At 70.4% G+C, this 26,308-nt stretch carries 21 protein-coding genes and 1 pseudogene; 12 read left to right on the top strand and 10 right to left on the bottom strand.

What is annotated here, in order from left to right:
- Positions 1–24: 24 nt before the first annotated feature.
- Positions 25–1,080, bottom strand: a complete 1,056-nt coding sequence (locus tag ACFU9P_RS10155) for a LacI family DNA-binding transcriptional regulator (RefSeq protein ID WP_376378993.1) — start codon at positions 1,078–1,080, stop codon at positions 25–27.
- 327 nt (positions 1,081–1,407) lie between these two features.
- Here ACFU9P_RS10155 and ACFU9P_RS10160 point away from each other — a divergent pair, with 327 nt between their 5' ends.
- The 6 genes and pseudogenes from ACFU9P_RS10160 (at position 1,408) to ACFU9P_RS10185 (ending at position 8,610) form a co-directional block, all read left to right on the top strand.
- Positions 1,408–2,685: an extracellular solute-binding protein gene (locus ACFU9P_RS10160; RefSeq protein ID WP_384078530.1), complete on the top strand. Its 1,278-nt coding sequence runs from the start codon at positions 1,408–1,410 to the stop codon at positions 2,683–2,685.
- A gap of 35 nt (positions 2,686–2,720) precedes the next feature.
- Complete coding sequence (locus ACFU9P_RS10165; protein WP_384078927.1) at positions 2,721–3,686, top strand: carbohydrate ABC transporter permease; 966 nt, start codon at positions 2,721–2,723, stop codon at positions 3,684–3,686.
- Positions 3,680–4,576, top strand: a complete 897-nt coding sequence (locus ACFU9P_RS10170; RefSeq protein WP_384078930.1) for a sugar ABC transporter permease — start codon at positions 3,680–3,682, stop codon at positions 4,574–4,576. The genes ACFU9P_RS10165 and ACFU9P_RS10170 overlap by 7 nt, the downstream gene beginning before the upstream one ends.
- Before the next feature lie 124 nt (positions 4,577–4,700).
- Complete coding sequence (locus ACFU9P_RS10175; RefSeq protein WP_384078531.1) at positions 4,701–6,389, top strand: glycoside hydrolase family 13 protein; 1,689 nt, start codon at positions 4,701–4,703, stop codon at positions 6,387–6,389.
- Positions 6,390–6,442: 53 nt separating this feature from the next.
- A pseudogene (locus tag ACFU9P_RS10180) lies at positions 6,443–7,822 on the top strand (alpha-amylase family protein); the annotation flags it as partial.
- A 116-nt stretch (positions 7,823–7,938) separates the two neighbouring features.
- Positions 7,939–8,610, top strand: a complete 672-nt coding sequence (locus tag ACFU9P_RS10185) for a DUF4230 domain-containing protein (protein WP_384078532.1) — start codon at positions 7,939–7,941, stop codon at positions 8,608–8,610.
- Positions 8,611–8,713: 103 nt separating this feature from the next.
- Here ACFU9P_RS10185 and ACFU9P_RS10190 read toward each other — a convergent pair whose 3' ends face one another.
- Positions 8,714–9,409 carry a TetR/AcrR family transcriptional regulator gene (locus ACFU9P_RS10190; protein ID WP_384078533.1) on the bottom strand — a complete coding sequence of 232 codons (696 nt, stop codon included), beginning with the start codon at positions 9,407–9,409 and terminating at the stop codon, positions 8,714–8,716.
- A 52-nt stretch (positions 9,410–9,461) separates the two neighbouring features.
- Between ACFU9P_RS10190 and ACFU9P_RS10195 the strand changes: the two genes are divergently transcribed.
- The gene (locus tag ACFU9P_RS10195) at positions 9,462–9,785 is read left to right on the top strand and encodes a hypothetical protein (protein ID WP_376378978.1); all 324 of its coding nucleotides are present in this window, start codon (positions 9,462–9,464) and stop codon (positions 9,783–9,785) included.
- 20 nt (positions 9,786–9,805) lie between these two features.
- Here the strand turns inward: ACFU9P_RS10195 and ACFU9P_RS10200 are convergent, their stop codons facing one another.
- Positions 9,806–11,815 carry a hypothetical protein gene (locus tag ACFU9P_RS10200; RefSeq protein WP_384078933.1) on the bottom strand — a complete coding sequence of 670 codons (2,010 nt, stop codon included), beginning with the start codon at positions 11,813–11,815 and terminating at the stop codon, positions 9,806–9,808.
- 203 nt (positions 11,816–12,018) lie between these two features.
- On the opposite strand from ACFU9P_RS10200, the gene ACFU9P_RS10205 reads away from it, so the two are divergent.
- The gene (locus ACFU9P_RS10205; protein WP_384078534.1) at positions 12,019–12,504 is read left to right on the top strand and encodes a hypothetical protein; all 486 of its coding nucleotides are present in this window, start codon (positions 12,019–12,021) and stop codon (positions 12,502–12,504) included.
- A 57-nt stretch (positions 12,505–12,561) separates the two neighbouring features.
- On the opposite strand, the gene ACFU9P_RS10210 is transcribed toward ACFU9P_RS10205, so the two are convergent.
- The 3 genes from ACFU9P_RS10210 to ACFU9P_RS10220 form a co-directional block, all read right to left on the bottom strand.
- A complete protein-coding gene (locus ACFU9P_RS10210; RefSeq protein ID WP_384078535.1) occupies positions 12,562–14,115 on the bottom strand; it encodes a DUF1996 domain-containing protein in 1,554 nt (517 codons plus the stop codon).
- Between the two features lie 189 nt (positions 14,116–14,304).
- A complete protein-coding gene (locus ACFU9P_RS10215) occupies positions 14,305–14,958 on the bottom strand; it encodes a LuxR C-terminal-related transcriptional regulator (RefSeq protein ID WP_384078536.1) in 654 nt (217 codons plus the stop codon).
- The gene (locus ACFU9P_RS10220) at positions 14,943–16,205 is read right to left on the bottom strand and encodes a sensor histidine kinase (protein WP_384078537.1); all 1,263 of its coding nucleotides are present in this window, start codon (positions 16,203–16,205) and stop codon (positions 14,943–14,945) included. Before ACFU9P_RS10220 ends, ACFU9P_RS10215 begins: the two co-directional genes overlap by 16 nt.
- Positions 16,206–16,499: 294 nt before the next feature.
- On the opposite strand from ACFU9P_RS10220, the gene ACFU9P_RS10225 reads away from it, so the two are divergent.
- Both ACFU9P_RS10225 and ACFU9P_RS10230 read left to right on the top strand, forming a co-directional pair.
- Entirely contained in the window at positions 16,500–18,710 is a 2,211-nt protein-coding gene (locus ACFU9P_RS10225) for an MMPL family transporter (RefSeq protein WP_384078538.1), read from the top strand.
- A 160-nt stretch (positions 18,711–18,870) separates the two neighbouring features.
- Positions 18,871–19,296, top strand: coding sequence for a DUF4259 domain-containing protein (locus ACFU9P_RS10230; RefSeq protein WP_384078539.1), 426 nt, complete (start codon positions 18,871–18,873; stop codon positions 19,294–19,296).
- 106 nt (positions 19,297–19,402) lie between these two features.
- Here the strand turns inward: ACFU9P_RS10230 and ACFU9P_RS10235 are convergent, their stop codons facing one another.
- The gene (locus tag ACFU9P_RS10235) at positions 19,403–20,386 is read right to left on the bottom strand and encodes an NAD-dependent epimerase/dehydratase family protein (RefSeq protein WP_384078540.1); all 984 of its coding nucleotides are present in this window, start codon (positions 20,384–20,386) and stop codon (positions 19,403–19,405) included.
- A gap of 130 nt (positions 20,387–20,516) precedes the next feature.
- On the opposite strand from ACFU9P_RS10235, the gene ACFU9P_RS10240 reads away from it, so the two are divergent.
- Both ACFU9P_RS10240 and ACFU9P_RS10245 read left to right on the top strand, forming a co-directional pair.
- Positions 20,517–21,314, top strand: a complete 798-nt coding sequence (locus tag ACFU9P_RS10240; RefSeq protein ID WP_384078541.1) for a hypothetical protein — start codon at positions 20,517–20,519, stop codon at positions 21,312–21,314.
- 56 nt (positions 21,315–21,370) lie between these two features.
- A complete protein-coding gene (locus ACFU9P_RS10245; RefSeq protein WP_384078542.1) occupies positions 21,371–22,870 on the top strand; it encodes a PepSY-associated TM helix domain-containing protein in 1,500 nt (499 codons plus the stop codon).
- Positions 22,871–22,985: 115 nt separating this feature from the next.
- On the opposite strand, the gene ACFU9P_RS10250 is transcribed toward ACFU9P_RS10245, so the two are convergent.
- From ACFU9P_RS10250 to ACFU9P_RS10260, 3 genes are all read right to left on the bottom strand, one after another.
- Complete coding sequence (locus ACFU9P_RS10250; protein WP_384078543.1) at positions 22,986–23,654, bottom strand: winged helix-turn-helix domain-containing protein; 669 nt, start codon at positions 23,652–23,654, stop codon at positions 22,986–22,988.
- 438 nt (positions 23,655–24,092) lie between these two features.
- On the bottom strand, positions 24,093–25,112 hold the full coding sequence (glnII, locus tag ACFU9P_RS10255) for a glutamine synthetase (RefSeq protein ID WP_376378943.1): 1,020 nt from the start codon (positions 25,110–25,112) through the stop codon (positions 24,093–24,095).
- A 106-nt stretch (positions 25,113–25,218) separates the two neighbouring features.
- Positions 25,219–26,163, bottom strand: a complete 945-nt coding sequence (locus tag ACFU9P_RS10260; RefSeq protein ID WP_384078544.1) for a hypothetical protein — start codon at positions 26,161–26,163, stop codon at positions 25,219–25,221.
- Positions 26,164–26,308: the final 145 nt, after the last annotated feature.

A 26,308-nucleotide genomic window follows, 5' to 3' on the forward strand; every position in this document is an offset into this window, starting at 1 on the left:
CGACACCGCCCCCGCCCGAGCAGCCTATGGCCGGCCCCGCGACCCTGAGATTCCTGGGGGTCCTGACCCTGGCACGGAAGCGGTTGAACCGCGGACCACCAGTTCGGGCTCGAAGACGAACTCGCTGTGCGGCGCGGGCGTACCGCCGATCTCCTCCAGGAGCGTACGGACGGCCGCCTGCCCCATCGAAGGCACCGGCTTGCGGACCGTGGTGAGCGGTGGATCGGTGAAGGCTATGAGCGGCGAATCGTCGAAACCCACCACCGACAGATCGGTCGGCACATCGAGACCGAGCCGCCGCGCGGCCCTGATCGCGCCCAGCGCCATCATGTCGCTCGCGCACACCACCGCCGTACAGCCGCGGTCGATCAGCGCGGAGGCCGCGGCCTGCCCGCCCTCCAGGGTGAACAGCGACTGCTGGATCAGCTCGTCCGCCTCCTCGGGGAGCAGCCCCAGCAGCTCCTTGACGGTGGTGCGGAACCCCTCGATCTTGCGCAGTACGGGGACGAACCGCCGCGGGCCCACGGCCAGGCCGATCCGCTGGTGGCCGAGCGAGACGAGATGGGTCACCGCGAGCCGTACCGCCGCCCGGTCGTCGGGCGAGATGAACGGCGCCTGGACCTTCGGCGAGAAACCGTCGACGAGGACGAACGGCACGCCCTGGGCGCGCAGTCTCTCGTACCGCCGCATGTCGGCGGAGGTGTCGGCGTGCAGCCCGGAGACGAAGATGATGCCGGAGACGTCCCGCTCGACCAGCATCTCCGTCAGTTCGTCCTCGGTGGACCCGCCGGGGGTCTGGGTCGCGAGCACCGGGGTGTAGCCCTGCCGGGTCAGCGCCTGTCCGATGACCTGCGCCAGGGCCGGGAAGATGGGGTTCTCCAGCTCCGGGGTGATCAGGCCGACCAGCCCCGCGCTGCGGCGGCGCAGCCGTACCGGACGTTCGTAGCCGAGGACATCGAGCGCGGCGAGTACGGATTCGCGGGTGGCCGCGGCAACCCCGGGCTTGCCGTTCAGTACGCGGCTGACCGTCGCTTCGCTGACCCCCGCCTGAGTTGCGATATCGGCAAGCCGTGCGGTCATGTCAGTGGACTGTACCGGGCGGCTGTCGGATTGCCCACCGCGCTCGGTAACCGGCCACCGGGGCCCGGACTTGCAAGATCTTGCGAAACCTTCCTGCGGTCCGTGTGACCGGCCCTGTGCTCGCAGGTCACCTGCGAAATCCTGCCCTGCCAGGGTTCCTGGTGCCGCGTCAAGGGGTACGACACCAATCGGCGAGACACGCCACGGTGGTGTCCGGCGCGGCTTGCGGAAATATTCCGCAAGGTCTTTCGGCCTTCTTTCATCGCTGTTACCTTCACGTCCGACCCGGCGCCGCGACGGAGCGGTACGGCAGTTGAAGGAGTTCGGATGCGACGTGGCATAACGGCCACCGCCCTGGCCGCGACCCTGGCCCTCGGGGCGACCGCCTGCAGTGGTGACGGTGAGTCGGCGAGCGGGAAGAGCGCGGGCGGCGAGCTGTCGGGGACGGTCACCTGGTGGGACACCTCCACGGTCGGCAGCGAGGACAAGGTCTTCAAGAAGCTCGCCGAGGACTTCGAGACGAAGCATCCGAAGGTCGACGTCAAGTATGTGAACGTGCCGTTCGGAGACGCCCAGAACAAGTTCAAGAACGCGGCCCAGTCCGGCTCCGGCGCGCCCGATGTGATCCGCTCCGAGGTCGCCTGGACCCCCGAGTTCGCCGATCTCGGCTATCTCGCGCCGCTGGACGGCACCCCGGCGCTGAAGAACGACACGGACTTCCTGGCGCAGGCCGCGGCCTCGACCGAGTACAACGGCAAGACCTACGCCGTACCGCAGGTCATCGACTCCATGGGCATCTTCTACAACAAGAAGATCTTCAAGGCGGCTGGGGTCGAAGTGCCCACGACCGTCGCCGAGTTGAAGGACGTGTCGAAGACCATCCGGCAGAAGACCGGGAAGACGGGCCTGTATCTGCGCGGCGACGACGCCTACTGGTTCCTGTCGTTCCTGTACGGCGAGGGCGGCAATCTGGTCGACGCCGAGTCGAAGACGGTCACGGTCGACAACGCGGCCGGCGTCAAGGCCATGACCGTCGTCAAGGACCTCGTCGACTCGGGGGCGGCCAAGACCGACGCCACCGACGGCTGGGAGAACATGCAGTCGGCCTTCAAGGACGGCAAGGTCGCGATGATGATCAACGGTCCCTGGGCCGTCACCGACACCTATGGCGGCGCCGAGTTCAAGGACGACAAGGCCAACCTGGGCATCGCGCCCGTACCGGCCGGATCCGTCGCGCAGGGCTCCCCGCAGGGCGGCCACAACCTCGCGGTCTACGCGGGCTCCCCGAACCTCGACGCCGCGTACGCCTTCACCGAGTACATGACCTCCGCGGAGAGCCAGGCCAAGGTCGCCAGGGAACTGAGCCTGCTGCCGACCCGTACCTCCGCCTACGCGCTGCCGGGCGTCGCGGACAACGAGATGGTCGGGTTCTTCAAGCCGGTCGTCGACAAGGCCGTCGAGCGCCCCTGGATCCCGGAGACCGGCAGCCTGTTCGCGCCGCTGGTGACGGAGTACACCAAGGTCCTCACCGGCCAGACCACACCGGAGAAGGGCGTCGGAACCACCGGCGACGCCTACCGCGAACTGCTCAAGGGCTGGAAGTAGCCGTGGCCGGGCCCGGTGCGGTGCGCGGCGGCGCGATGGGGTCCGGTGCGGCGGGGCCGGGCGGACCGCCGGTGTCCGTACGGCTCCGCCGGGGCCTCGCGACCCACTGGTACGCCTGGGCCATGGTCGCCCCGGTGGTGGCCGTGATCGGCGTGATCATCGGCTATCCGCTGGTGCGCGGCATCTACCTGTCGCTCACCGACGCCAATGAACGCAACGTCGCGCGCAGCATCGGCGTCAACCACCTGCCCGCCACCTACGAGTTCGTCGGACTCGACAACTACGCCGACGCGCTGACGGGGGACCAGTTCCTCGCCACCCTCGGCTGGACCCTGGTGTGGACGGTCTCCTGCGTCACCGTCACCTTCGGTCTCGGTCTGGCCCTGGCGAACATCCTCAACCGCCGGATCGCCGGCCGCTCCGTCTACCGGATGCTGCTGATCCTGCCCTGGGCCGTCCCCGGCTTCGTCTCCGTCTTCGCCTGGCGCTTCCTCTACAACGAGGACCGCGGCTTTCTCAACAAGCTGCTGGCCGGCGGCGGGATCGACGCGGTGCCCTGGCTCAACGACCCGTCCTGGGCCAAGTTCTCGGTCATCGCCGTGAACGTCTGGCTCGGCGTGCCCTTCATGATGGTCGCGCTGCTCGGCGGACTCCAGTCCATCCCCGGCGAGATGTACGAGGCGGCCGAGATGGACGGCGCGGGCGCCTGGCAGCGCTTCCGGCACATCACCATGCCGGGGCTGCGCTCGGTCAGTACGACCGTGATCCTGCTCTCCACCATCTGGACGTTCAACATGTTCCCGGTGATCTTCCTGCTGACCCGCGGCGGACCCGGCGAGGCGACCCAGATCCTGGTCACCCAGGCGTACAAGTTCTCCTTCGAGATCAGCCCGCGCGACTTTGCGCAGTCCTCCACCTGGGGGGTGCTGATCCTCGTCCTCCTGATGGCCTTCGCCGCCGTCTACCGGCGAGTCCTCCGTACCCAGGGAGATACCTGGTGACCATCACCGCCACCGCGCCCGGAACCACCGCGTCCGATGCCGCCCCGGCCGCCAATCCGCCGCGCCGGGGCCGCCGTTCACCGCTGGCCTCCGTCGCCCTGCACACCACCCTGACCGTGGCGTCCGTGATCGCGGTCTTCCCGGTGCTCTGGGTCCTGCTGACCTCGCTCAAGCCCGCGAGCTACGCGACCACCACGGACTTCTTCAGAGAGACCACCTTCGAGAACTACACGAACCTGCTGCGGGACACCCCGTTCCTCACCTGGTTCGGCAACTCCCTGCTCATCGCAGGACTCACCACCCTGCTCGGCGTGTTCACGGCCGCGACCACCGGCTACGCCGTCAGCCGCTTCCGCTTCCCCGGCAGGCGCGGGCTGATGTGGACGCTGCTGATCACCCAGATGTTCCCGGTCGCCGTCCTCATCGTGCCCATCTACAACATCATGGCCGGGCTCGGGCTGCTCAACCGGTCGGCCGGCCTGGTGATCACGTACCTCACCATCGCCGTGCCGTTCTGCGCCTGGATGATGAAGGGCTTCTTCGACACCATTCCGCGTGAGATCGACGAGTCGGGCCAGGTCGACGGACTGACCCCGTTCGGTACGTTCTTCCGGCTGGTCCTGCCGCTCGCCAGACCCGGGCTCGCGGTCACCGCGTTCTACTCCTTCATCACCGCCTGGGGCGAGGTGGCGTACGCCTCCGCCTTCATGGTCGGCGACGAGAACCTCACGCTCGCCGGCGGCCTCCAGAAGTTCGTCAACCAGTACGGCGCCCAGTGGGGCCCGATGACCGCCGCGTCGGTGCTCATCGCCGTTCCCGCCGCGCTCGTCTTCCTCTTCGCGCAGCGCCACCTCGTCACCGGTGTGTCCGCCGGTGCCGTCAAGGGCTGACCTCCCTTGGCCGCACCGCTCATGCCCGTACCGCTATCGCTCTTGCCCGTGCCTTTCCTGCCCGTACCACCGTGCTCGTACGAACGACAATGCTGATCCGTTCCCCCAGACACCCAGGGATGACATGACCCAGCACCTCGCTGCCCCTCTGACCGGCACGTCCGACGACGCCCCGGGCCACCGCCACGGCTGGTGGCAGGACGCGGTGATCTACCAGGTCTACCCACGCAGTTTCGCCGACGGCAACGGCGACGGAATGGGCGATCTCGACGGGGTACGCCGCCGGCTGCCGTATCTCAGGGAGCTGGGCGTCGACGCCGTCTGGCTCAGCCCCTTCTACGCCTCCCCGCAGGCAGACGCGGGTTACGACGTCGCCGACTACCGCGCCATCGACCCGATGTTCGGCACCCTGCTCGACGCGGACGCGCTGATCCGCGACGCCCATGAACTCCAGCTCAGGGTCATCGTCGACCTTGTGCCCAACCACTCCTCGGCGGAGCACGACTGGTTCAAGCGGGCGCTGCGGGAGGGGCCGGGCTCCGCGCTGCGGAAGCGCTACCACTTCCGCCCCGGCAAGGGCGCCGACGGCGAACTCCCGCCCAACGACTGGGAGTCCATCTTCGGCGGCCCCGCCTGGACCAGGACCGTCGACCCGGACGGCACGCCCGGCGACTGGTATCTGCATCTCTTCGCCCCCGAGCAGCCCGACTTCAACTGGGAGCATCCGGCCGTCGCCGACGAGTTCCGCTCGATCCTGCGCTTCTGGCTGGACATGGGCGTCGACGGCTTCCGGGTCGATGTGGCCCACGGGCTGGTGAAGGCCGAGGGACTGCCCGACATCGGCGGCTCGGGACAGCTCAGGCTGCTCGGCAATGACGCCATGCCGTTCTTCGACCAGGACGGGGTGCACGAGATCTACCGGCAGTGGCGCACGATCCTCGACGAGTACCCGGGGGACCGGATCGCCGTTGCCGAGGCCTGGACGCCCACGGTCGAGCGCACCGCGAACTATGTACGCCCCGACGAACTGCACCAGGCCTTCAACTTCCAGTATCTGAGCACCTCGTGGGACGGGCCCGCGCTGCGCGAGGTCATCGATGTCTCGCTGGCGGCGATGCGCCCGGTGGGCGCGCCCGCGACCTGGGTGCTCTCCAACCACGATGTGACCCGGCACGCCACCCGGTTCGCCGGGCCGCCCGGCGGCGGTACGCAGACCCGTGAGCCCGGCGACCGTACGCTCGGGCTGCGGCGGGCCCGTGCGGCGACGCTGCTGATGCTGGCGCTGCCCGGCTCCGCCTATCTCTACCAGGGCGAGGAGCTGGGGCTGCCCGATGTCACCGACCTGCCCGACGAGGCGCGGCAGGACCCCTCGTACTTCCGGGCGGACGGGCAGGACGGCTTCCGCGACGGGTGCCGGGTGCCCATCCCCTGGACGCGGGAGGGGAGTTCGTACGGCTTCGGGGCCGGCGGGAGCTGGCTGCCGCAGCCGGACGGCTGGGGCGCGCTGAGCGTCGAGGCGCAGACCGGCGACCCGGACTCCACGCTGGAGATGTACCGGTCGGCGCTGGCCGTACGGAAGGAACACCCGGGCCTGGGCGGCGGCGCGGCGGTGGAGTGGCGGGAGGCGCCCGAGGGCGTGCTGGCCTTCGCCCGCCCCGGTTTCCTGTGCACGGTCAACACGACGGACGCGGCGGTACGGATCGCCGTACCGGGCGCGCTGCTGCTGGCGAGCGGACCGGTGGCGGCGGACGGGCCCGGGACCTCCGGGACGACCGAACTGCCCGCGAACACGACGGCGTGGTGGTCCGTCTGACGGACCGCGCGCCACTGACACCCGCACCTCCCCCCACCAGTGCAGGAGGAACCATGGCTCGCAGATTCACGGCCGCCGCGCTCGCCCTCATAGCCGGCGCGGCAGCCGCCCTCGCGGTCCCCGCCGGGACCGCGCAGGCCGCACCACCCGGCTCCAAGGACGTCACCGCCGTCCTCTTCGAGTGGAAGTTCGCCTCCGTGGCCAGGGCGTGCACGGACACCCTCGGCCCGGCCGGTTACGGCTATGTCCAGGTCTCGCCACCCCAGGAGCACATCCAGGGCGGCCAGTGGTGGACCTCGTACCAGCCCGTCAGCTACAAGATCGCCGGACGGCTCGGCGACCGCGCCGCCTTCTCGTCCATGGTGAACACCTGCCACGCGGCGGGCGTGAAGGTCGTCGCCGACACCGTCATCAACCACATGGCGGCCGGCGACGGTACGGGCACGGGCGGCTCCTCGTACACCAAGTACAACTACCCCGGCATCTATTCGGGCTTCGACATGGACGACTGCCGCTCCCAGATCAGCAATTACGGCGACCGCGGCAATGTCCAGAACTGCGAACTCGTCGGCCTCGCGGACCTGGACACCGGCGAGGAGTACGTCCGCGGGCGGATAGCGGCGTACATGAACGATCTGCTCTCGCTCGGCGTCGACGGCTTCCGGATCGACGCCGCCAAGCACATGCCCGCCGCTGATCTCGCCAACATCAAGAGCAGGCTGAGCAATCCGGGCGCGTACTGGAAGCAGGAGGTCATCTACGGCGCGGGCGAGGCCATTTCGCCGAACGAGTACTTGGGCAACGGCGATGTGCAGGAGTTCCGGTACGCACGCGACCTCAAGCGGGTCTTCAACAACGAGAACCTCGCGTACCTCAGGAACTACGGCGAAGGCTGGGGCTATATGGAGTCGGGCCGGTCGGCGGTCTTCGTGGACAACCACGACACCGAGCGCGGCGGCGACACCCTCAGCTACAAGGACGGCGCCAACTACACGCTCGCGAATGTCTTCATGCTGGCGTGGCCGTACGGGGCGCCGGATGTGCACTCCGGGTACGAGTTCAGCGACCGGGACGCGGGTCCGCCCAACGGGGGCACGGTCAACGCCTGTTACAGCGGCGGATGGAAGTGCCAGCACGCCTGGCGCGAGATCGCGTCCATGGTCGGCTTCCGCAACACCACGCGCGGGCAGGGGGTCACCAACTGGTGGGACAACGGCGGGGACCAGATCGCGTTCGGACGGGGTTCGGCGGGCTATGTGGCGATCAACCACGAGGGCTCCTCGCTGACCCGTACGTTCCAGACGTCACTTCCCGGGGGTGCCTACTGCGATGTGCAGAACGGCAGGACGGTCACGGTGAACGGCTCGGGACAGTTCACAGCCACGCTCGGCGCGAATACGGCGGTGGCGCTGCACACGGGGGCGCGTAGCTGCTGAGGTCGGGGGCGGCCTTGGGCCCGGGCCCGATGTGCACCGGCCTGTGGCGAGTACGTGGCGAACCCGGTACATGAGGGCCGTGTGAACCGGCGCGTGCGGGACATCGGTTAGGTATGACGTCCACCGACGTGAAAGACGCGACACCGAGGGCGCCCCGGCGGTCCCGGTGGACCAGGATTCCCCTGACCCTGGCCGCCGTGGCCGCGCTCCTCTTCCTCGGCAGCCGGATCGACCTCCTGCCCGGAATCGGCGATCTCTTCGGCGAGGAGACCCATGACCGGACAGGACCGACTCTGCTCGAATCGATTCAGGATCTCGACCGGTACGAAGCGGCTTCCGGCAATTTCCAGGTCGTCGTCGATCTGGAGAAGGACGCCAAATATCTGCCGGACGCGCTCCGCGGCACCCGGACGCTGTATGTGGGCGCGGGGACCGTCGGTGCGTATGTCGACTTCGGGTCCCTGGGCGCCGAGAGCGTACGTACCAACGCGGAGCGCACCTCCGCGACGATCCGGCTGCCGCACGCCCGGCTCGGCAAGGCCGCGCTGGACCCGGAGCGTTCGTACGCCGTGTCCAAGCAGCGCGGGCTGCTCGACCGGCTCGGGGATCTCTTCTCCGACAACCCGGCCGACGAGCGGGCGGTGAACCGGCTGGCGGCGCAGCACATCGCGGAGGCGGCGAAGGAGAGCGAACTGACCAGCCGCGCCGAGAAGAACACGACCGGGATGCTCCAGGGACTGCTCCGCTCCCTGGGCTTCACGGAGGTGACCGTGGTCTACGCCTGAGATCCAGGCCTGAGATCTACGCGTGGGATCTGCGCCTGAGATCCAGGCCTGAGCTGGGCCTGAGTCCTGCGCGTGGGATCTGCGCCTGAGCTAGGCCTGAGTCCTACGCTTGACCGCTCAGTTTCGCGAGCCGGCCGACGAGATCGGCGAAGGGCCCGTCGGCCGGCTCGTCGGCGACGATACGGAGCAGGATCGCCGCCATCCCGTCGTCGTACGCGGCGCTCACCGCGGCCAGCGCGGCGAAGTCGTGCACGAGCTGCAACTCCAGCTCCGCGCGGGGGACGCGCCGCCCGTCCAGCCAGATCAGCGCGGTCGTCTCGGCCAGCGACACCCAGGACCGTACGACCAGCTCCAGCCGCGCGGGCGGGCGGCCGACGTCGAGATGGGCCACGATCTGCTCGTACGCGGCCTGCCGTACCTCGTCGGTCATCGCGGTCGCGGTGGACGTACCGACGGCGGGGCCGCCGCGCATCAGGGCGGAGAAGCCGGGGCCGTGCTCCTCGACGAAGTCGAAGAACCGCCCCATGACCCGGAGCAGCCGCGCCCCGAGCGGGCCTTCGCGCGGCTCCACGAACCGGTCGGCCAGATCGTCGGCGGCGTGGCGCAGGGCGGCCTCGTACAGGCTCTGCTTGCCGGGGAAGTAGTGGTAGACGAGGGGGCGGGAGATACCGGCGGCCGCCGCGATCTCGTCGATCGACACGTCTTCGGGCGACCGGTGGCTGAACAGCTCCAGCGCCACGCCGATGAGCTGTTGCTTCCGCTCCTCGACGCCCATCCTGCGGCGCACTACGGTCGTCATATGAACAGCCTAACCGGCGGATCTGCGGGGATGTCCGTTACGCTCCCGGTCCATGAGCGCATCTGACCAGGACGAGGCCGTGGACACCCCGACACCGGACCAGGCCCCGGACCCCGAGCGCGAGGGCCTGACCCCCCGTCAGGCCCGCCTCACCGGGATCGCTCTGGCATCGACGCTGCTCGCGGGACTGGCGGTGCTGCTCCTGATCCGCCTGGCGCAGCGGACGTCGGTGCTGGTGGTGGGGGTGTACGGGCTGGCGATGATCCTGTGCGGCATAGTCATAGAACTGAACCGGCACGGACGGACGCGGCTGGGAGGCTGGCTGCTGGCGCTGGGCCTCGCGGCGGCGCTGGGGGCGGACTGGCTGCTGCCCTGACCGGGCGGGCGTCCTCGGCGCTACCTCAGTCCCCGCACCCGCGCGCCCTTCTCGTCCCGGCCCGACAGCTCCGCCCGCGCGCCCTCCTCCGCCCGTACCGCCAGCACCCGCCCCCGTGCCTTGCCCCGCACCCCGCCCGACAGTTCCAGCGACGTCACCTGCTCGCTGCCCGCCGCCAGGACGTACCAGTGGCCCGCGCGGGACTTCCAGAGGACGCCCGCCAGCACCTGGGGCTCGCGGGCGCCGCACGCCGGGGAGTCCTCCGCGCGGGCGGCGACCGCTGTGGGGGCCGACTCGCGTTGTGAGGGGGCCTGGAACTGGGCCAGGACGCGGTTTCCCGTACCCCGCCAGGTTTCCGCGCGGGTGCACAGCCACCGTGCCGTCCCGTTGGACTCGGGCAGGGTCTGCCGCGCGTACTCCCAGGAGTTGACCGAGCGCACCCCGTGCGACCGTACCGTCGGCAGCAGACAGGCCGTCCGTGCCCAGGCCGCCCGGTCGCCCGTCTCGGAGACGTCCCGTGGTGACGACGGCGGCCCCGACGTCAGCCGCGCGGGGACCAGCTCGCCGAGATCGGTGAGCAGCCGGTCCGTGCCCCCGGCACCTCCACCTCCATCGCCGCCCGCGCCCTCGGTCCGTACCTCCAACGCGTCCCACGACACGCAGCTCCGCACCATCGCCGGACTCACCAGCGGCTCCGTCACCCCGTCCGCGCCGCGCCGCAGCGGACGCACCGGCCCCGCGGGCGCGAGCAGATCGCGTACGGACACCTTCCGTACCCACGGCGCCGTCAGATAGCGCACATTGGTGTCCGAGCGGCCGATGACCACCGCCGCGGAGCCCGTTCCGTCCGCCCCGTCGACCCGCGCAAAGTCGAGAGCGACGGCCTCGTGATCGCCCGCGCCGGACGACGGCTCCGCGTACCGCACCACCCGCAGCCCGTCGTGGAACAGCACCACTCGCGAAGCGTCCACCCGCCCCGCGTACAGCAACTGCGGCGGCCCCATCGGCGGCCCCGGCGGGGTGGTGGGCGTCGCCGTGACCCGTACCGCCGCGCCGGGCCGCGCCCATACCGCCAGCGCCCGGCGCAGCAGCTCCCGGTCCCCGGCCAGCGCACCGCGCGCGGGCCAGACCGAGAAGTCCGTACGGGCGGAGGTCTGCCACGCGCCGGGCGCGACCCGCCGTACCCGCCCCGGATCGAGCGCCGCCTCGGCCGCGGGATTCCGGGCGTACGAAGGCGCCGCCGCGCCGTCCGGGCCCCACCCGCCGTCCGGCAGGACGACCAGCGCCGAGGCGACGAGCACCGCCGCGAGCGCGGCCAGCCCGGCCCGTACGCGCTGGCGGCGGCGCATCAGATCCGTCGGCCTGGCCTGGAGCGAGCAGGGGTCGAACTCGGGCGAGCCCAGCAGTCCGGCCGCGTCCACCCCGCCGATCGTCCCCACATCGGCCGCCTCCGCCACCGCCCCGGCGGGGGCCGGCGCGCCCGCCGCGCCCAGTACCCGCCGTACCTCCGCGTCCGGCAGCCGCTCAAGACCGCGCAGTACGAATGCCGCGCGCCCCTCGCAGGAGAGGGCGGACAGCCGCTGGTCCAGGGCCAGTTCATCCGCTCCGCCCGAGCGCGGGAACAGCCGCAGACCCCACACCCGGGGCAGTGGCGGCGGCAGTTGGGCCCGGCGGGGCAGGGCGAACCGGCGTACCGGACGCCCGGCCTCCAGCGCCTGGCTCAGCACCCGCCCGCGTACGTACACGTAACCCGGGTCCTCCGCAGGGCCGTTCGTACGGCGCGGCGCCGGAATCCCGGACGTATCGGCCGAGTTGCGGCCGCGCGGCAGTGAACGCTGCACCAGCGCGTGCGCGGTGAGCACCCGCCGGTTGCGGCCGAGTGAGGGCGGCAGGACGAGATAAGCGATCCGCACCAGACGTGGATAGTGCTCGACGAGGGCCGCCTCGGCCTGTTCGACGCCGATGGCGGCGGGGGGTACGGAAGAGGTCGCGGAAACGGTGACGGCTTTGTCCTGGGGCACGTTCAGCAGAACGAGCGATACGTCGGATGGTCACCACATCACGGAGGGCGCCGCGTCCCGTAAGGCCGTCTTCGGGAGCGCGCCGCGTCTCCGTACCGCCGCGCTCCCGCAGCGCGCCCGTTCCGCACCGCCCCCGCTCGCACAGCGCGCCGGATCCCGTCCATCCCGCCATTCCCGCCCGCACCGGCGGCCCCAAGGGGCACCATGGCCCCATGCGCAAGGAACGATCCCGAGTGATACTCGCGGCCCTGGCCCTCCCCCTGACCCTCGCTCTGGCCCTGACGGCCGGCTGCGGCGCGGGCGACAGCGCCGACCGTGACGCGAACGACAACAAGGCCCCCGAGGTGCCGAAAACGGCAACCGGGAGCCTCGAACAGCTTGCCTCGCAGGCCGAGTGCGAGCCCAACATCCAGACCGACGCCGCCGAACTGCGCCAGGCCAACTGCGCGACGGGCGACGGAAAGTATGTGCTGGCCACCTTCGCCACCGACCGCGGCCAGCGCGAGTGGATCAACGAGGCCAAGGACTACGGCGGTTCGTATCTCGTCGGCAGGAGGTGGGTCGCCGTCGGTGACGCGAAGGTGGTCGCGGCGCTGCGCGGCCGGCTCGGCGGGACCGTGGAAACCGGCTCGTCACACCACTCCGGGGGAAGCGGTACGGGGGAGAACGAGGGTCACTCGGGTCACCACATGAGCTGACCGCGCAGCGCGCGTGGGGGGTGGAAAAGTGGAGCGGGGGAGCGGCGGGCAGGTGCCTCAGCGGCACCTGCGCCCGCCGTTGATGCAGCTCACCACCTTGTTCATCAGGTTCTCGTCGAAGACATTGATGAAGTCACCGTGGTCGGTGACGGGCTTGTGGAGCTGCTCCGGGAAGGAGTCCAGCGCGAACCCGGGCCCCGGCGGCACGTCGTACACGATTCGCTGCTGGAGCTGCGGAATCGCCCGGAATCCGTTCTGGCAACGGCCGTTCTCGTCGGCGAACGCCACATGCGTACGGTGGTTGGCGCTGTCGCTGTTCTGACCGTCCCAGCAGCTCTGGAACTTGAACGTACGGACGACCTGGCTGCCTTCGGGGCAGATCGGGTATTTGTCCTTGAGCTGGCGGTCCTCGAATCCGGTGCAGCTCCACGACGCATTCGCGTTGGCGTTGCCATTGACGAATGCCTTCGCGTCACCGGTGATGATCCGCAGGAACCGCGGCATGGCGGTGACCTTGGACACCGGGCTGCCGGCGAATTTCAGGGTGACCTGCGACGGAGTCTGGATCTCTCCGACATTGCCTTCCTTGCCGCCGCCGTCGACATTGGCGTCGTCCTCGGCCTGTCCGTTCTGGAGGCGCAGGACCGGCCAGTAGTACGTCGACTTGTCGCCCTGATTGCGGCAACTGGTGTCCGCCGCGGCAAGGGAGTCGTCGGTCGCGAAAGCGTCATTGGCCTGATTGCCGACGTAATCGTGCATATGGTGGGCGCCATTGGTCACACCGGGCGCGACAATGACATTGTCCGAATTGAACTTTCCGGCCTCATTGCGACCGCAATCGGTGGTGAAGGTGCCCTTCGAGGCGCCACGGCGCTGCCTGGGCTGGTTCACATTCGGCTGGACGGTCGTGATGTCGACGAAGTCGGACGCCTCGGGGCCGTTGCCGGCCTGGCCGCCACCGCCCTGACCGCCGTCCTGTCCATCGCCCTGGCCACCGTCCTGCCCGTCACCCTGACCGCCGTCCTGGCCCTGGTCCTGGCCCGGATCCTGGCTGGGGTCCTGCCCGGGGTCCTGGCTCTGGCCGCCGTCCTGGCCCTCACCGTTGTCCGTGCCGTCGCCGGTGCCCTCGCCGCTGCCGCTGTCATCGGCCCGCAGGGTGCAGGGTGCCAGCGCCTCCAGGCCCTGCGGCCGCTCGCCGACGCGGTCGATCGCGTTCGCGATGCGCTCCAGCGAAGCCAGCCGCTTGGCCTTCAGCGGATTGAGAACGGCATTCTCGGCGAGCGCCGGGTCCTGCTCGATCTGCTCCTTCTGATCGGCGAACTTCTTGTACGCCTGGGTGATCTGGCTGTCCATCCTGGCCAGCTCACGGTCGACCTGCCAGCGTGCTCCTTTCGGCACGTCCGTGAGTTCGTTCGCCACATCCGGGCAGTCGATGGTGGACATCGCCTGTCCGGCATTCTCGCTCTGCGGCGGACGCTGGTGGGACCTGCCCTCACCTGCGGATGCGTAGACATTCACCGCTACCAGCCCACCCCCGCCCAGGAGCAAGGCAGCCGAGGCGGCGATCGCCCGGTTCGCCAGTGTGGAGCGTTTTCTCGATGTGCGTCCCATGGAACTCCTCAAGCTTCGTTTGCCGGTTACAGGGAAATCTCGGCAGGGGGAGAAGCGAAGCGCTCCGTTCCATACGGACCTCATTCGCGGCGTGTTCAGCCGCCGCGCGAATTCATAGAAATCTCCATCAACAAACCGGGCGGATATGCCTTATTGGGGACGATGCTCGTACGCCGGACTGACCCGCCGTCATCTGCCGCCGCGGTCCAGATACGCGAGCACCGCCAGCACCCGCCGGTTGTCGTCGTCCGAGACCGGAAGCCCCAGCTTCGCGAAGATGTTGGAGGTGTGCTTGGCCACCGCCCGCTCCGTGATGACGAGTTGGGAGGCGATGGCCGTGTTGGAGCGGCCCTGCGCCATCAGCTCCATCACCTCCCGCTCACGCGGCGTCAGAGCGCCGATCGGCTCGTCCTTGGCGCGCCGGGAGAGCAACTGCGAGATGACCTGGGGATCCATCGCCGTACCGCCCGTCGCGACCCTCCGTACCGCGTCGATGAACTGGTCCGCGTCGAACACCCGGTCCTTGAGCAGATAGCCCACCCCGCCCCTGCCGTCCGCCAGCAGCTCCCGCGCGTACAACTGCTCGACATGCTGGGACAGTACGAGCACGGGCAGGCCGGGCCTGGCACGCCGCGCGGCGAGCGCGCACTGGAGGCCCTCGTCCGTGTGCGACGGCGGCAGCCGGACATCGACGACCGCCACATCCGGCTCCAGCTCACCGAGCGCCGTGGTCAGTTCGGGCCCGCTCTCCACCGCCGCCAGGATCTCGAAGCCGTACGCCTCCAGCATCCTGACCAGACCGTCGCGCAGCAGGAAGAGATCTTCGGCTAGGACAACTCGCAAGGGATCTCCATGGTCACCATGGTGGGACCGCCCGCGGGACTGCTGACGGCCAGGACGCCGTCGAATGTACCGAGCCTGCGCTCCAGACCGCTCAGCCCCGAGCCCTTCCCGATCTCCGCGCCCCCGCCTCCATTGTCGGTGACCGCGATACGCAGCATCCCCTCCTCATACGAGACATCGACCCAGATCCGGTCGGCGCCCGCGTGCTTGACCGCGTTGGTCAGCGTCTCGCTCACCGCGAAGTACGCCGCCGACTCGACCGGCGCCTCCGCGCGCCCCGGCAGCTCCACATTCACCTCGGTCTCCACCGGCAGCCGCAGTGCCAGCGCCTTCACGGCGTCCCCGAGACCGCGCTCGGCCAGCACGGGCGGATGGATGCCCCGTACGAGATCACGCAGTTCCGTGAGTGCCTCTGCGGAGGACTGACGGGCCTTGCCTATCAGCTCTTTGGCCCGCGCCGGGTCCCGCTCGATCAGTGCCTCGATGGTGCCCAGATCCATCCCCATGGCGACCAGCCTGGCCTGCGCGCCGTCGTGCAGATCGCGCTCTATTCGGCGCAGCTCCGCCGCCGACGTGTCGACCGCGTCGTGCCGGGACTCGGTGAGCTGCTCGATCCGCAGACTCAGCGCGCGCTCATGCCCGGGCGCGAGCAGCGGCCTGGCGAGGGCGAAGTGGAGCCGCAGCAGATCGGGGCTGAAGCGCAGGCCGAGGGCGAGCACCGCCAGCCCCAGCGCGGCGGCGGCGAACCCGGTCGCCTGGCTGTCGACCGGCACGAACCCGTACCAGTACGGATCGTCCCTGAACACCCGCCACAGCCCCGCGGCCAGCACGAATCCCTCCAGGGGATAGAGGGTCAGGGCGAAACCCAGCAGGGCGACGACAAAGCCCACGGTCATATCGATCAGCAGCCACTGGAGATCGCGCCAGGTCGCCGAGTCCTTGAGCAGCAGGGTGCAGCGCTCGACCTGGCCGGTGACACCGCCGCGCACATCGGGCGGGAACGGCCGGTACGGAACGGCGATCCGTATGTCCGACCAGGTGGCGGCCCAGAGCCGGCGCTGATTGGCATGGCTCCTGACCGCCATCAGCAGCGCGGGCGTGGTGAAGACCCCTATGCCCAGCGGGATGAGGGCGATGGAGACCACGGCCAGCACGAAGAGGGTGATCGACCCGGCGAGCGCGACGATCGCCAGCGCCAGCCCTCGGACGGCCGCCGTCAGCGACGCTCGGATCTTCGATCTGTCCATGACGAACTCTCTCCTTTGTGCTGCGTTGTGACGCTCGCGCGGGTCTTCGCGGGGCGCGGGTCTTCGCGACGGGGTGGACCTTGCGGCCCTTGTTACCGGTTTCGAGTCTGACCGGTCGCGGCGGGCGGGGGCAGCCAGCCCGCCCCCCGATCTGTGGTGTTGCCAGCACCACCCCCGATCAGGGGTTTCGACGGCTGGGGTTGACGGTCCCGGATTTCTAGCGTCGTAGACGACTTTTCCACAAGTTTCATCCGCCCCTCCCGCTTACCTGCATACTTTTGGAGGCAGAACGCCATGAGGCAGAACCTCGCGGCACGTATCGGTGTGTGGAGCGCACACCACCGCAAGACAGCCGTGATCGGCTGGCTGCTGTTCGTCGTCCTGGCCGCTGCCCTCGGCGGCGCGTCAGGGCTGGTTGAAATGTCCGATTCGGAGAACGGTGCCGGCGATTCCGCGAAGGCGGAGAAGATCCTCGACGAGGCCGGCATCGACGATCCCGCCGGGGAACTCGTCATGGTCAGCAGCCCGGCCGCCGGCGGCTGGCGCACGGCCGCCGACGACCTGACCAAGGCCGTACGGGGGACGGGCGAGACGGGCCCGATCGCGCCGCCGCTCGCCTCCGAGGACGGCAAGGACGCACTGATCCGCTTCGAGATGAAGGGAGACTCCAAGACCGCTCCGGACCGGGTGCAGCCGGTGCTCGATGCCGTACGGGACACCGGGGACGCCCACCGGGACGTACGGATCTACCAGTTCGGGCAGGCCAGTTCCGGCAAGTGGCTGAACGATCTGCTGGCCGACGACTTCCGGCGGGCCGAGTTCACCGCCGTACCACTGGCGCTCGGCATCCTGCTGGTCGCCTTCGGGGCGGTGGTCGCCGCGCTGCTGCCGGTCGGGCTCGCGCTCACCGCGTGCATGGCGGCCTTCGGGCTGCTCTCGCTCGCCAGCCACCAGCTCCATCTCTTCCAGACGACCTACTCGGTGATGTTCCTGATGGGACTGGCCGTCGGCGTCGACTACTGCCTGTTCTACCTGCGGCGCGAGCGCGACGAGCGGGCCGCCGGACGGGACGCCGAGACCGCGCTGCGGATCGCGGCGGCCACCAGCGGCCGGGCCGTCCTGGTCTCCGGAGTGACGGTCATGGTCGCGATGGCCGGGATGTTCCTGTCCGGGCTGATGATCTTCAAGGGCTTCGCCCTGGCCACGATCATGGTCGTCTTCATCGCGATGCTCGGGTCCGTGACCGTGCTGCCCGCACTGCTGGCCTGGCTCGGCGACCGTATCGACGCGGGGCGGGTGCCATTCCTGAACCGGCGCAAGAAGAAGGGCACGCGCGAGAGCGGTGCGCTGGCGGGGGCGCTGCTGGGGCCCGTACTGGCCAGGCCGAAGCTGTTCGCGGTGGCGTCGGCCGCGGTGCTGGTGGCGCTGGCGGCACCGGCGCTCGGGATGAAGACGGAGTCGCTGGGGATGGAGAAGCAGTTCGGCTCGGAGGCATCCCTGACCGTCGCGTACCGGCACATCACCGAGGCGTTCCCGGGCGGTCCCGCGCCGGCGCGGGTGGTTGTGAAGGCGGACGACATCGAGTCGGAGGGGGTACGGAAGGCGCTGGCGGAGTTCGGCGGTACGGGGGCAGGGGGTGCGGCTTCGGTGACGGTGCACGCGGCGCGGAATGTGGCCGAGATCGAGGTCCCGCTGCCGGGCAACGGCAGTGACGAGCGCTCGAAGGCCGCCCTGTCCGAACTGCGCGACAAGCGGCTGCCCGCCGCCTTCGCCGGCACCGGCGCCGAGGTCCATGTGACCGGTGATCTCGCCGGGTCCGTCGACTTCAACGATCAGCTCAAGCGCGGCATCGTCCCGGTCTTCGCCTTCATCACCGCCGTGACGTTCCTGCTGATGCTGTTCTGCTTCCGGTCCTATGTCATCGCCCTCACCTCGATCCTGCTCAATCTGCTCTCCGTGGTGGCCGCGTACGGCGTGATGGTCGCGGTCTTCCAGCACGGCTGGGGCGCGGACCTGCTCGGTACGGAGAAGGTCGGCGCGATCGAGAGCTGGATGCCGCTGTTCGTGCTGGTGGTGCTGTTCGGGCTGTCGATGGATTACCACGTCTTTGTGGTGTCCCGGATCAGGGAGGCCCGCGACCGCGGTCTGGACACCCCGTCCGCGATCCGCCAGGGCATCCGGCGCACGGCGGGCGCGGTGACCGGCGCCGCGGCCATCATGGTCGCCGTCTTCGCGGTCTTCGGGACGCTGTCCATGCAGGACATGCAGCAGATGGGCGTGGGCCTGGCGGTGGCGGTCCTGCTGGACGCGACCCTCGTACGGATGGTCCTGCTGCCCTCGGTGATGACGCTGCTGGGGGAGCGGAACTGGCGTACGCCGAAGGCGCTGCGATGGCTGCCGGAGCTGGAGCACGGCGACGCGGAGGAGGACACACAGGGAATTGCCGGGGGAGCCGGGCCGTCGCCGCTGGGCGCACGGCACGCGGCGCCGGTACGGACGCGCTGACCGCGGGCCGGTCTCGGCCGGCTCCCGGTCCGGTCCGGGCCCGGCCCCGGCCGTTGTGGGACGGGCGCGGGATGGGCGCGAGGCCGGTGCCCGGGGTCGATTGTCAGTGGTGCCTGGCACGATCTCTGTAACGGGATGAAGAACGACCAGGGGGCAGACCATGGGCACATGGGACACCGGCCACTTCGACAACGACACCGCGGCGGACTTCGCCGCGGACCTCGACGACGCGACCGAGGCGGGCCGTACGGACCTGGTGCGTGCGGCGCTCCTCCGCGCGATCGAGGCGCGGGACTATCTGGACAGCGGCGAAGGAGCGCCGGCCGTCGCGGCGGCCGCGCTCGTCGCCGAGCAGTGCCCGGGCGGACCGCCCGTGGAAACGGTGTACGGCCCGGACGAGCCCCTGCCCCGCTTCCCCGCCGACCTGCGCCTCCTGGCCGTCCGCGCCCTGGACCGCGTGATGGCGGACAAGTCCGAACTACGAGACCTCTGGCTCGAAGCGGACGGCGACGACGGCGAGTGGCACCGGGGGATAGCAAGGCTGAGGACAACCCTGACGGCGGCGATATCCACCGGCCGGCCATAGCGCCGACGCCACCCGGCCCGTCCGCGGGACCCCCCGGCCCGTCCGGCGATTGAGGACAAGCGGGGCCGACCCGGCCGCCGGACGGGCCCGGCGAACCCCCGCCGGGTCAGCCCGCCAGCAGCTTCGCCTCCTGCTCGGGGGACAGACCCACCGCAGGCCGGTCCGGACGCTGCGGCGCCTCGCCGACCGAGGTCAGCCAGGACCATGTGTCCGCCACGGTCTCGGCCACCGGCCGGCACCGCAGCCCCGAGGCCAGGGCCTTGGAGACATCGCCGGCGTGCAGGAAGTCGTGGAGTTCGCCCGGCGGCAGCCAGATCGGCAGGTCCATCCAGGGCTGGATCCCCGCGGCGAGGATCGCTTCCGGCGCCGTCCAGCGCAGTTCGGCGTCGGAGCCGGTCACCCGTACGCAGGTGTCCAGCAGCTCGCCCATCGTGGTGTGCCCGGCGGGGCTCACCAGGTTGTACGGGCCGCCCAGGCCCTGCCGTAGCGCGTCCAGAGTCCATTCGGCGAGGTCGCGCGCGTCGATGTACTGGAGCGGGTTGTCGCGGGGGCCCGGGGCCAGGACGGGGCCGCCTCTGGCGATCCGGCTCAGCCACCAGGGCAGCCGGCCGATGTTCTCCCAGGGGCCGAGGATCAGACCGGCGCGCACCAGCAGCGCCCGGTCGCCGAAGACCGCCTCGGCGGCGAGTTCACCGCCGAGCTTGTCCTGGGCGTAGTCGGTCTGCCCGGCCTCCGGGGAGGCGCCCGTCACCAGCGGGCCGTCCTCGTCCAGCCCGGCCGGGGTGGGCTGCTCGTACACCGAGCGGCTGGAGATGTACGCGTACCGGCCGGCCCGGTCCGCCAGCAGCCGGGCCGCCGCGAGCACCACCGAGGGGGCCGCCGACCAGGTGTCGACGACCGCGTCCCACTCGCCCCCGGCGAGCGCGGCCAGACCGTCGGGGGCGGTGCGGTCGCCGAGCAGGGTGACCGCCCCCGCCGGTGCCTCATGACGGCCCCGATGGAAGACCGTCACCTGCCAGCCACGGGCGAGCGCCGCCTCCGCGACCGCGCGCCCGACGAATTCCGTACCACCGAGGATCAGGAGTCTCATGGAACCGACCATGCCCGTGAACGGGCGACAAGGACAGCGGAATTCGCCGTCAGGGAAATCCGCCGTCAGGAGAATCGTGTGGCTTTGGGATCTGCCGCGCCGGCCCACCGGATGGCAGCATGTGCGGACCATGACAGATGCCCGGTCGCCCTTGCGCGCCTTGCGGGCCGCGGCGTTCGCGGCGGTATGCGTGACGCTTGCGGCGCTGGGGCATTCCTTCGCATCCGGTGCATTTGGCGGCCCTGATGCCTCCGGTGCCTCCGGTGCGTCCGGGCATCAGATCCCGGCCGGGGCGCTGTGGGCGGCGTTCGGAGTGACAGCGGGCCTGGCCTGGCTCGCGGGCGGCCGGCGCTGCGGGACCTTTTCGATCGGCCTCGCCCTGCTCACCGTCCAGGGCGTCCTGCACCTGCTGTTCGCCGGGGCCCTGCCGTACGGTCCGTCCGCGCACGGCCCGGGTCCGCGCCCCGGCGGCGTTACGGACATGGCCACCGGCTCCGGCCTGAGTCCCTCCGGCATGAGCCTCTCCGGTATGAGCCCCGGAATGACCATGAGCGGCGCGGACACCGGCTCCGACGGGCGGGTCGGCATACTCGACGCCCTCACCGACACCTCCGTCCCCATGCTTGCCGCGCATCTTCTCGCCGGCGCTCTGTGCGCGTTCTGGCTGGCCCGGGGCGAGGCCGCTCTCTTCCGGCTCATACACGCCGTAGGTGTCCTGGCCTTCTCGCCGCTCCGGCTGCTGCTCACCGCCGTACGGCTGCCCGCCGCACCCCGGCTGATACGCCCGCGCCCCGGAGCCTCCGCGGCACACCGCGCCCGTGGGGTCGTCCTGGCGCACACGCTGTCGCGGCGCGGCCCGCCTCCGTTCCGTACCGCTCGTACCACGGCCCCTGGAGCCGCTGTCAGTACCACCGTCATCCCTGTCTGAGGTCGGCGGCGGCCGGGGCCGGTTTCCCCATGCCAACGCCAACACCTAGGACAGTCATGGCCATTGACGACCCCGTACAGGGTGCCGCCGCGCAGGACTCCGACGTACTGACAGAGACACAGACCGAAACCGAGACGGAAACCGCGGCCAAGTCCGCCGCAGGCACGCCGTCCGCCTGGAGTTCCCTGCGGCCCCTTGTGCTCCGGCTCCACTTCTACGCGGGCCTGCTGATCGCACCGCTCCTGCTGATCGCCGCCACCAGCGGGTTCCTCTACGCGCTCTCCTTCCAGGCGGAGAAGGTGATCTACCGCCATGAACTGCGGGCGCCGGTCGGCGACCGTGAGTTCCCGCTCGCCGAACAGATCAAGGCCGCCGAGGCAGCCCGCCCCGACGGCACCGTCACCTCCGTACGCCTCCCCGCCGAAGAGGGCGCCACCACCCGGGTCCTGATGACCGTGCCGGGCCTCGGGGAGAGCAAGTCGCTCGCCGTCTTCGTCGATCCGTACACCGCGGAGATACGGGGAGAGCTGACCAGCTACGGCAGTTCGGGCGCCCTGCCGCTGCGCACCTGGCTCTCCGAACTGCACCGCCATCTCCACCTGGGCGAGCCCGGCCGTGTCTACAGCGAACTCGCCGCGAGCTGGCTGTGGGTGGTCGCCCTCGGCGGAGTGCTGCTCTGGACCGGGCGCAGACGTGCCTCGAAGCGCGCGCTGCTGGTGCCCGAGCGCGGGGCCACCGGCCGGCGCCGGACGCTCTCGCTGCACGGTTCGGCCGGGCTCTGGGCCGCGACCGGTCTGGTACTGCTCTCCGCCACCGGACTGACCTGGTCCACGTACGCGGGGGAGAACATCGGCGCGGTCCAGGACCAGCTCGGCGGTGCCACCCCGGCCGTCTCCGCCGCCCTCCAACCAGGCTCGGGCACGGCGGGCGGCGGCGGTCATGAGGGCCACGAGGGCATGGAGGACATGCCCGGAATGGCGGGCCCGGACATCGGTATCGACTTGGCGGTCGTCGCCGCACGCCAGGCCGGTCTCGACGGGCCGGTCGCGGTGACCCTGCCGAAGGAGGGCACGGGCTATGTGATCGCGCAGACCGACACCCAGTTCCCGGTCCGGCTCGACTCGGTCGCCGTCGATCCCGCGAACGGCCTGATCATCGACGAACTGCGGTTCGCCGACTATCCCCTGCTCGCCAAGCTCACCCGCTTCGGGATCGACGCCCATATGGGGGTCTTTCTCGGGGTGGTCAATCAGCTCGCGCTCGCGGCTCTCGCCCTCACCCTGATTCTGATCATCGTCTGGGGCTACCGGATGTGGTGGCAGCGCAGACCCACCAAGAAGCGCGCGCTGACCATGGGCAGGGCGATACCGCGGGGTGCCTGGCGCAAGGTGCCGCTCACGGTCCTGCTGCCGCTGGCCGCGGTGGTGGCGCTGATCGGCTGGTTCGTTCCGCTGCTGGGCATCAGCCTGCTGGTGTTCCTGGTGCTGGACGGCGCGCTGGGGCTGCGGTCCCGTATACGCACCGGTACCGACACCGGCGCCGGTACCCGGACATAGCGCCCGGAATCGGCGCCTTGTCGCCGTACCGCCTTGTCGTCGTACCACCGTACGCATGAAGCCCCGCCGGTCCGGGTCCGGGAAGTCCGGTCCGGCCGGCGGGGCCCATGCCCGCTCAGGGCGTGTACTTGTAGCCGACGCGCCGTACGGTCTGGATGGTGTGCCGGTACTCGGCGCCGAGCTTGCGGCGCAGCCGCGCCACATGCACGTCGACGGTCCGCCCGTCGCCCACATGCCCGTAGCCCCACACCGTGGTCACCAACTGGTCGCGGGTGTGCACCCGGTGGGGATGCGCCACGAGGTGGGCGAGCAGTTCGAATTCGAGATAGGTGAGGTCCAGCGGCTTGCCGTTCACGACGGCGATCCGCTGGGCGCTGTCGATCCGTACCGGACCGCCCTCCCCGGCCCGGGCGCCGGAGCCGCCGGCCGGTGTGTCACCGGGCCCGGCCCCCGCCTCGGCGCCCGGCGCCGCGGGGTCCGTCTCGGCGGGGCGGTACGGAGCCGAGGCGGCCAGCACCGCGGCCTGCTGGTCGGCCGGTACGAGGACGAGATAGCCGATCATCGGCGGCTGCCCCGGGAGCGTGGGCAGGGTGTGCTGGGGCGCGGGCAGCCAGGTCGCGCCGGGCGGCAGGAAGTCCACGACCTGTCCGGTGGGGACGGCGGCGGGGCGGGCGGCCGGAGCGGTCTCGTCACTGTCGACGGCCCGCAGCCGGTGACGGCCGGGGGCGGCGGGTTTCTGGTTGAGTGCGGCGGACGCGGCGGAGAAGGAACGGGGGTTCGCCATGAGGGGTCAGCTCTTTCGCGCGAAGGAGTCGTCGAGTCGACAGGACGGACGGGACGTACGTCATTCGCGGCGGCCGAAGGCCTCGAAGGAGGTTTTAGAGGGCCGACGCGTTCCTCGCGCGGCAACACACCCGGTCGAAGTCGTGATGCTGCCGGGACGGCCAGAACGGCTCCAGGTCGCTGCGACCTGATGCGGAGTGCTGATAGCTGGCCATGCGTCCATTGAAGCAGATAGCGGTGCGCCGCAGCAGGGCACTTTCCGCTGTCCATACGCTCCGGCGGCGTGACGGTCAGCACAGCACCCTGGAGGCGGAGCGCGACGGCGGCGGAGCGTGACGGCGCGACTGAGAGAGCGCGACTGAGGGGACGCGACGGAGGGGGCGGCCACCGTGCGGCGGCCGCCCCCTCCGGGAGCTGTGGGCGGAACGGACCGGTCCGGTCAGACCTGGCCGGCCTTCTCCAGGGCCGAGCAGCAGGTGTCGACGATCAGCCGCGTCACCACATACGGGTCGACATTGGCGTTCGGGCGGCGGTCCTCGATGTAGCCCTTGCCGTCCTGCTCGACCTGCCACGGGATACGGACCGAGGCGCCGCGGTTGGACACGCCGTAGCTGTACTCGTTCCACGGGGCGGTCTCGTGCAGACCGGTCAGCCGGTCGTCGATGCCCGCGCCGTAGTTCTTGACGTGGTCGAGCGGCTTGGAGCCCTCGCCCAGCGACTCGCACGCGGTGATGATCGCGTCGTACCCCTCGCGCATCGCCTTCGTGGAGAAGTTGGTGTGCGCGCCCGCGCCGTTCCAGTCGCCCTTCACCGGCTTCGGGTCGAGCGTCGCGGAGACGTTGAAGTCCTCGGCGGTGCGGTAGAGCAGCCAGCGCGCGACCCAGAGCTGGTCCGCCACGTCCAGCGGCGCCAGCGGGCCGACCTGGAACTCCCACTGGCCCGGCATGACCTCGGCGTTGATACCGGAGATGCCCAGGCCCGCCTTGAGACAGTTGTCCAGGTGCGCCTCGACGATCTGGCGGCCGAAGATCTCGTCCGAGCCGACACCGCAGTAGTAGCCGCCCTGCGCGGCGGGGAAGCCGCCCACGGGGAAGCCCAGCGGACGGGAGCCCTCGAAGAAGGTGTACTCCTGCTCGATGCCGAAGATCGGCTCCTGCCCCGCGAACTTCACCGCGACCTCGGTGAGCGCCGCACGGGTGTTGGACTCGTGCGGAGTCATGTCGATGTTCAGGACCTCGCACATGACCAGGACGTTGTCCCCGCCGCGGATCGGGTCCGGGCACGAGAACACCGGCTTCAGCACCCGGTCGGAGGCGTGACCCTCGGCCTGGTTGGTGCTCGACCCGTCGAAGCCCCAGATGGGCAGCTCGGCGCCGTCCGTCAGGATCTTGGTCTTCGAGCGCAGCTTCGCGGTCGGCTCGGTGCCGTCGATCCAGATGTACTCAGCCTTGAAGGTCACGGGCCTCATCCTTTGCGGGTGCAGCAGTTTGAGTGCGGCAAGTTTGACCCGAAGCTTGGCAATCCGGGATTTCCCGGCTGTTGCCCACCTATGAACCACGTGTTACTCAGGTTTCTTTTGTTTCATCGGTGCGCTGTGGGGAAGCGTCGGCGGCGGCGTGTCCGGAACGCCCGGCCACATGGCCGGCGACCGCGTGCGCGTTCAGCAGCGAGGCGAATCCGGCGGCGCGGATCCGTCGTATCAGCTCTTCGTAGCCGATTCCCAGCTTCTGTGCCGTGCGGCCGAGATGCCAGTCGTGGGCCGCCAGCCGGGTCAGCAGATAACCGCGTCTGATCTGCGCGTCGGAGAGCCGGAACGTTTTGAGATACGCCGTGCGCCCCTTGTGGTCGTTGATGAGTTCGCCGATGTGCTGCTCCTCGGCCCCCGCGCCACGGTGGAAGGGCGGCAGGAAGCGGTGCAGCTCGAACGGGCCCATCCGGTAGGCGCGCTCGAAGGCGTAGGACGTGGACAGAAGTTGACGCGAGAGGACCGCCTCATGCGTGTCGCTCCAGGCCCGCTCCTGCGCCCGCGCCGCAGCCCGCAGATCCGCGAGCGTGTTCATGTGGCGGCCGTCGCGGATGCGTGCCTCGAACTCCGGTACGGGTGCGCCGAAGTGGGCGTACTGGTGGACCAGCTCCCCGTACAGGTCCACCAGCAGGGTCGGGTGCAGAGCGCGGTAGTCGTCGGGGTGCGGTACGACGAAGGCCGCCGCCAGCGAGTCCGCCGCGTACACCATCACCCCGCACTGCCCGGGATGGATTTCGAACACCCGGAGTGCGTCCGTGAGTCCGCGTACCTCGTGGCCGAGCCAGGCGTCCTCGGCGCGCGGCGAGAGGCCCTGCCGTACCGCCTGCCGGGACCACTCGTCCCAGGCAATGGACGGCCCGCCGAAGTGCAGTGCGAGATAACCCTCCAGGGCGAGGTGCAGCGGGAGGAAGCGGCAGCGGGTGGCGGCGGCGGTCCGGGACAGGTCGCCGCGGTTGCCCTTCCCCGCCTTCGCGCGCTTCACCATGCGGTGGTGGGGGCGCCCGGGGCGTACGGGGATGGTGTCGGGGGGGGGGGGGGGGGGGGGGGGGGGGAGGAGGACATCCACCCACCCATCCCCCCCTCCCCCCCCCCCCCCCCCCTCCCCCCCCCCCCCCTCTCTCCCCCCCCCC

The sequence above is a fragment of the Streptomyces sp. NPDC057617 genome, from assembly GCF_042800555.1.
Taxonomy (GTDB): domain Bacteria; phylum Actinomycetota; class Actinomycetes; order Streptomycetales; family Streptomycetaceae; genus Streptomyces.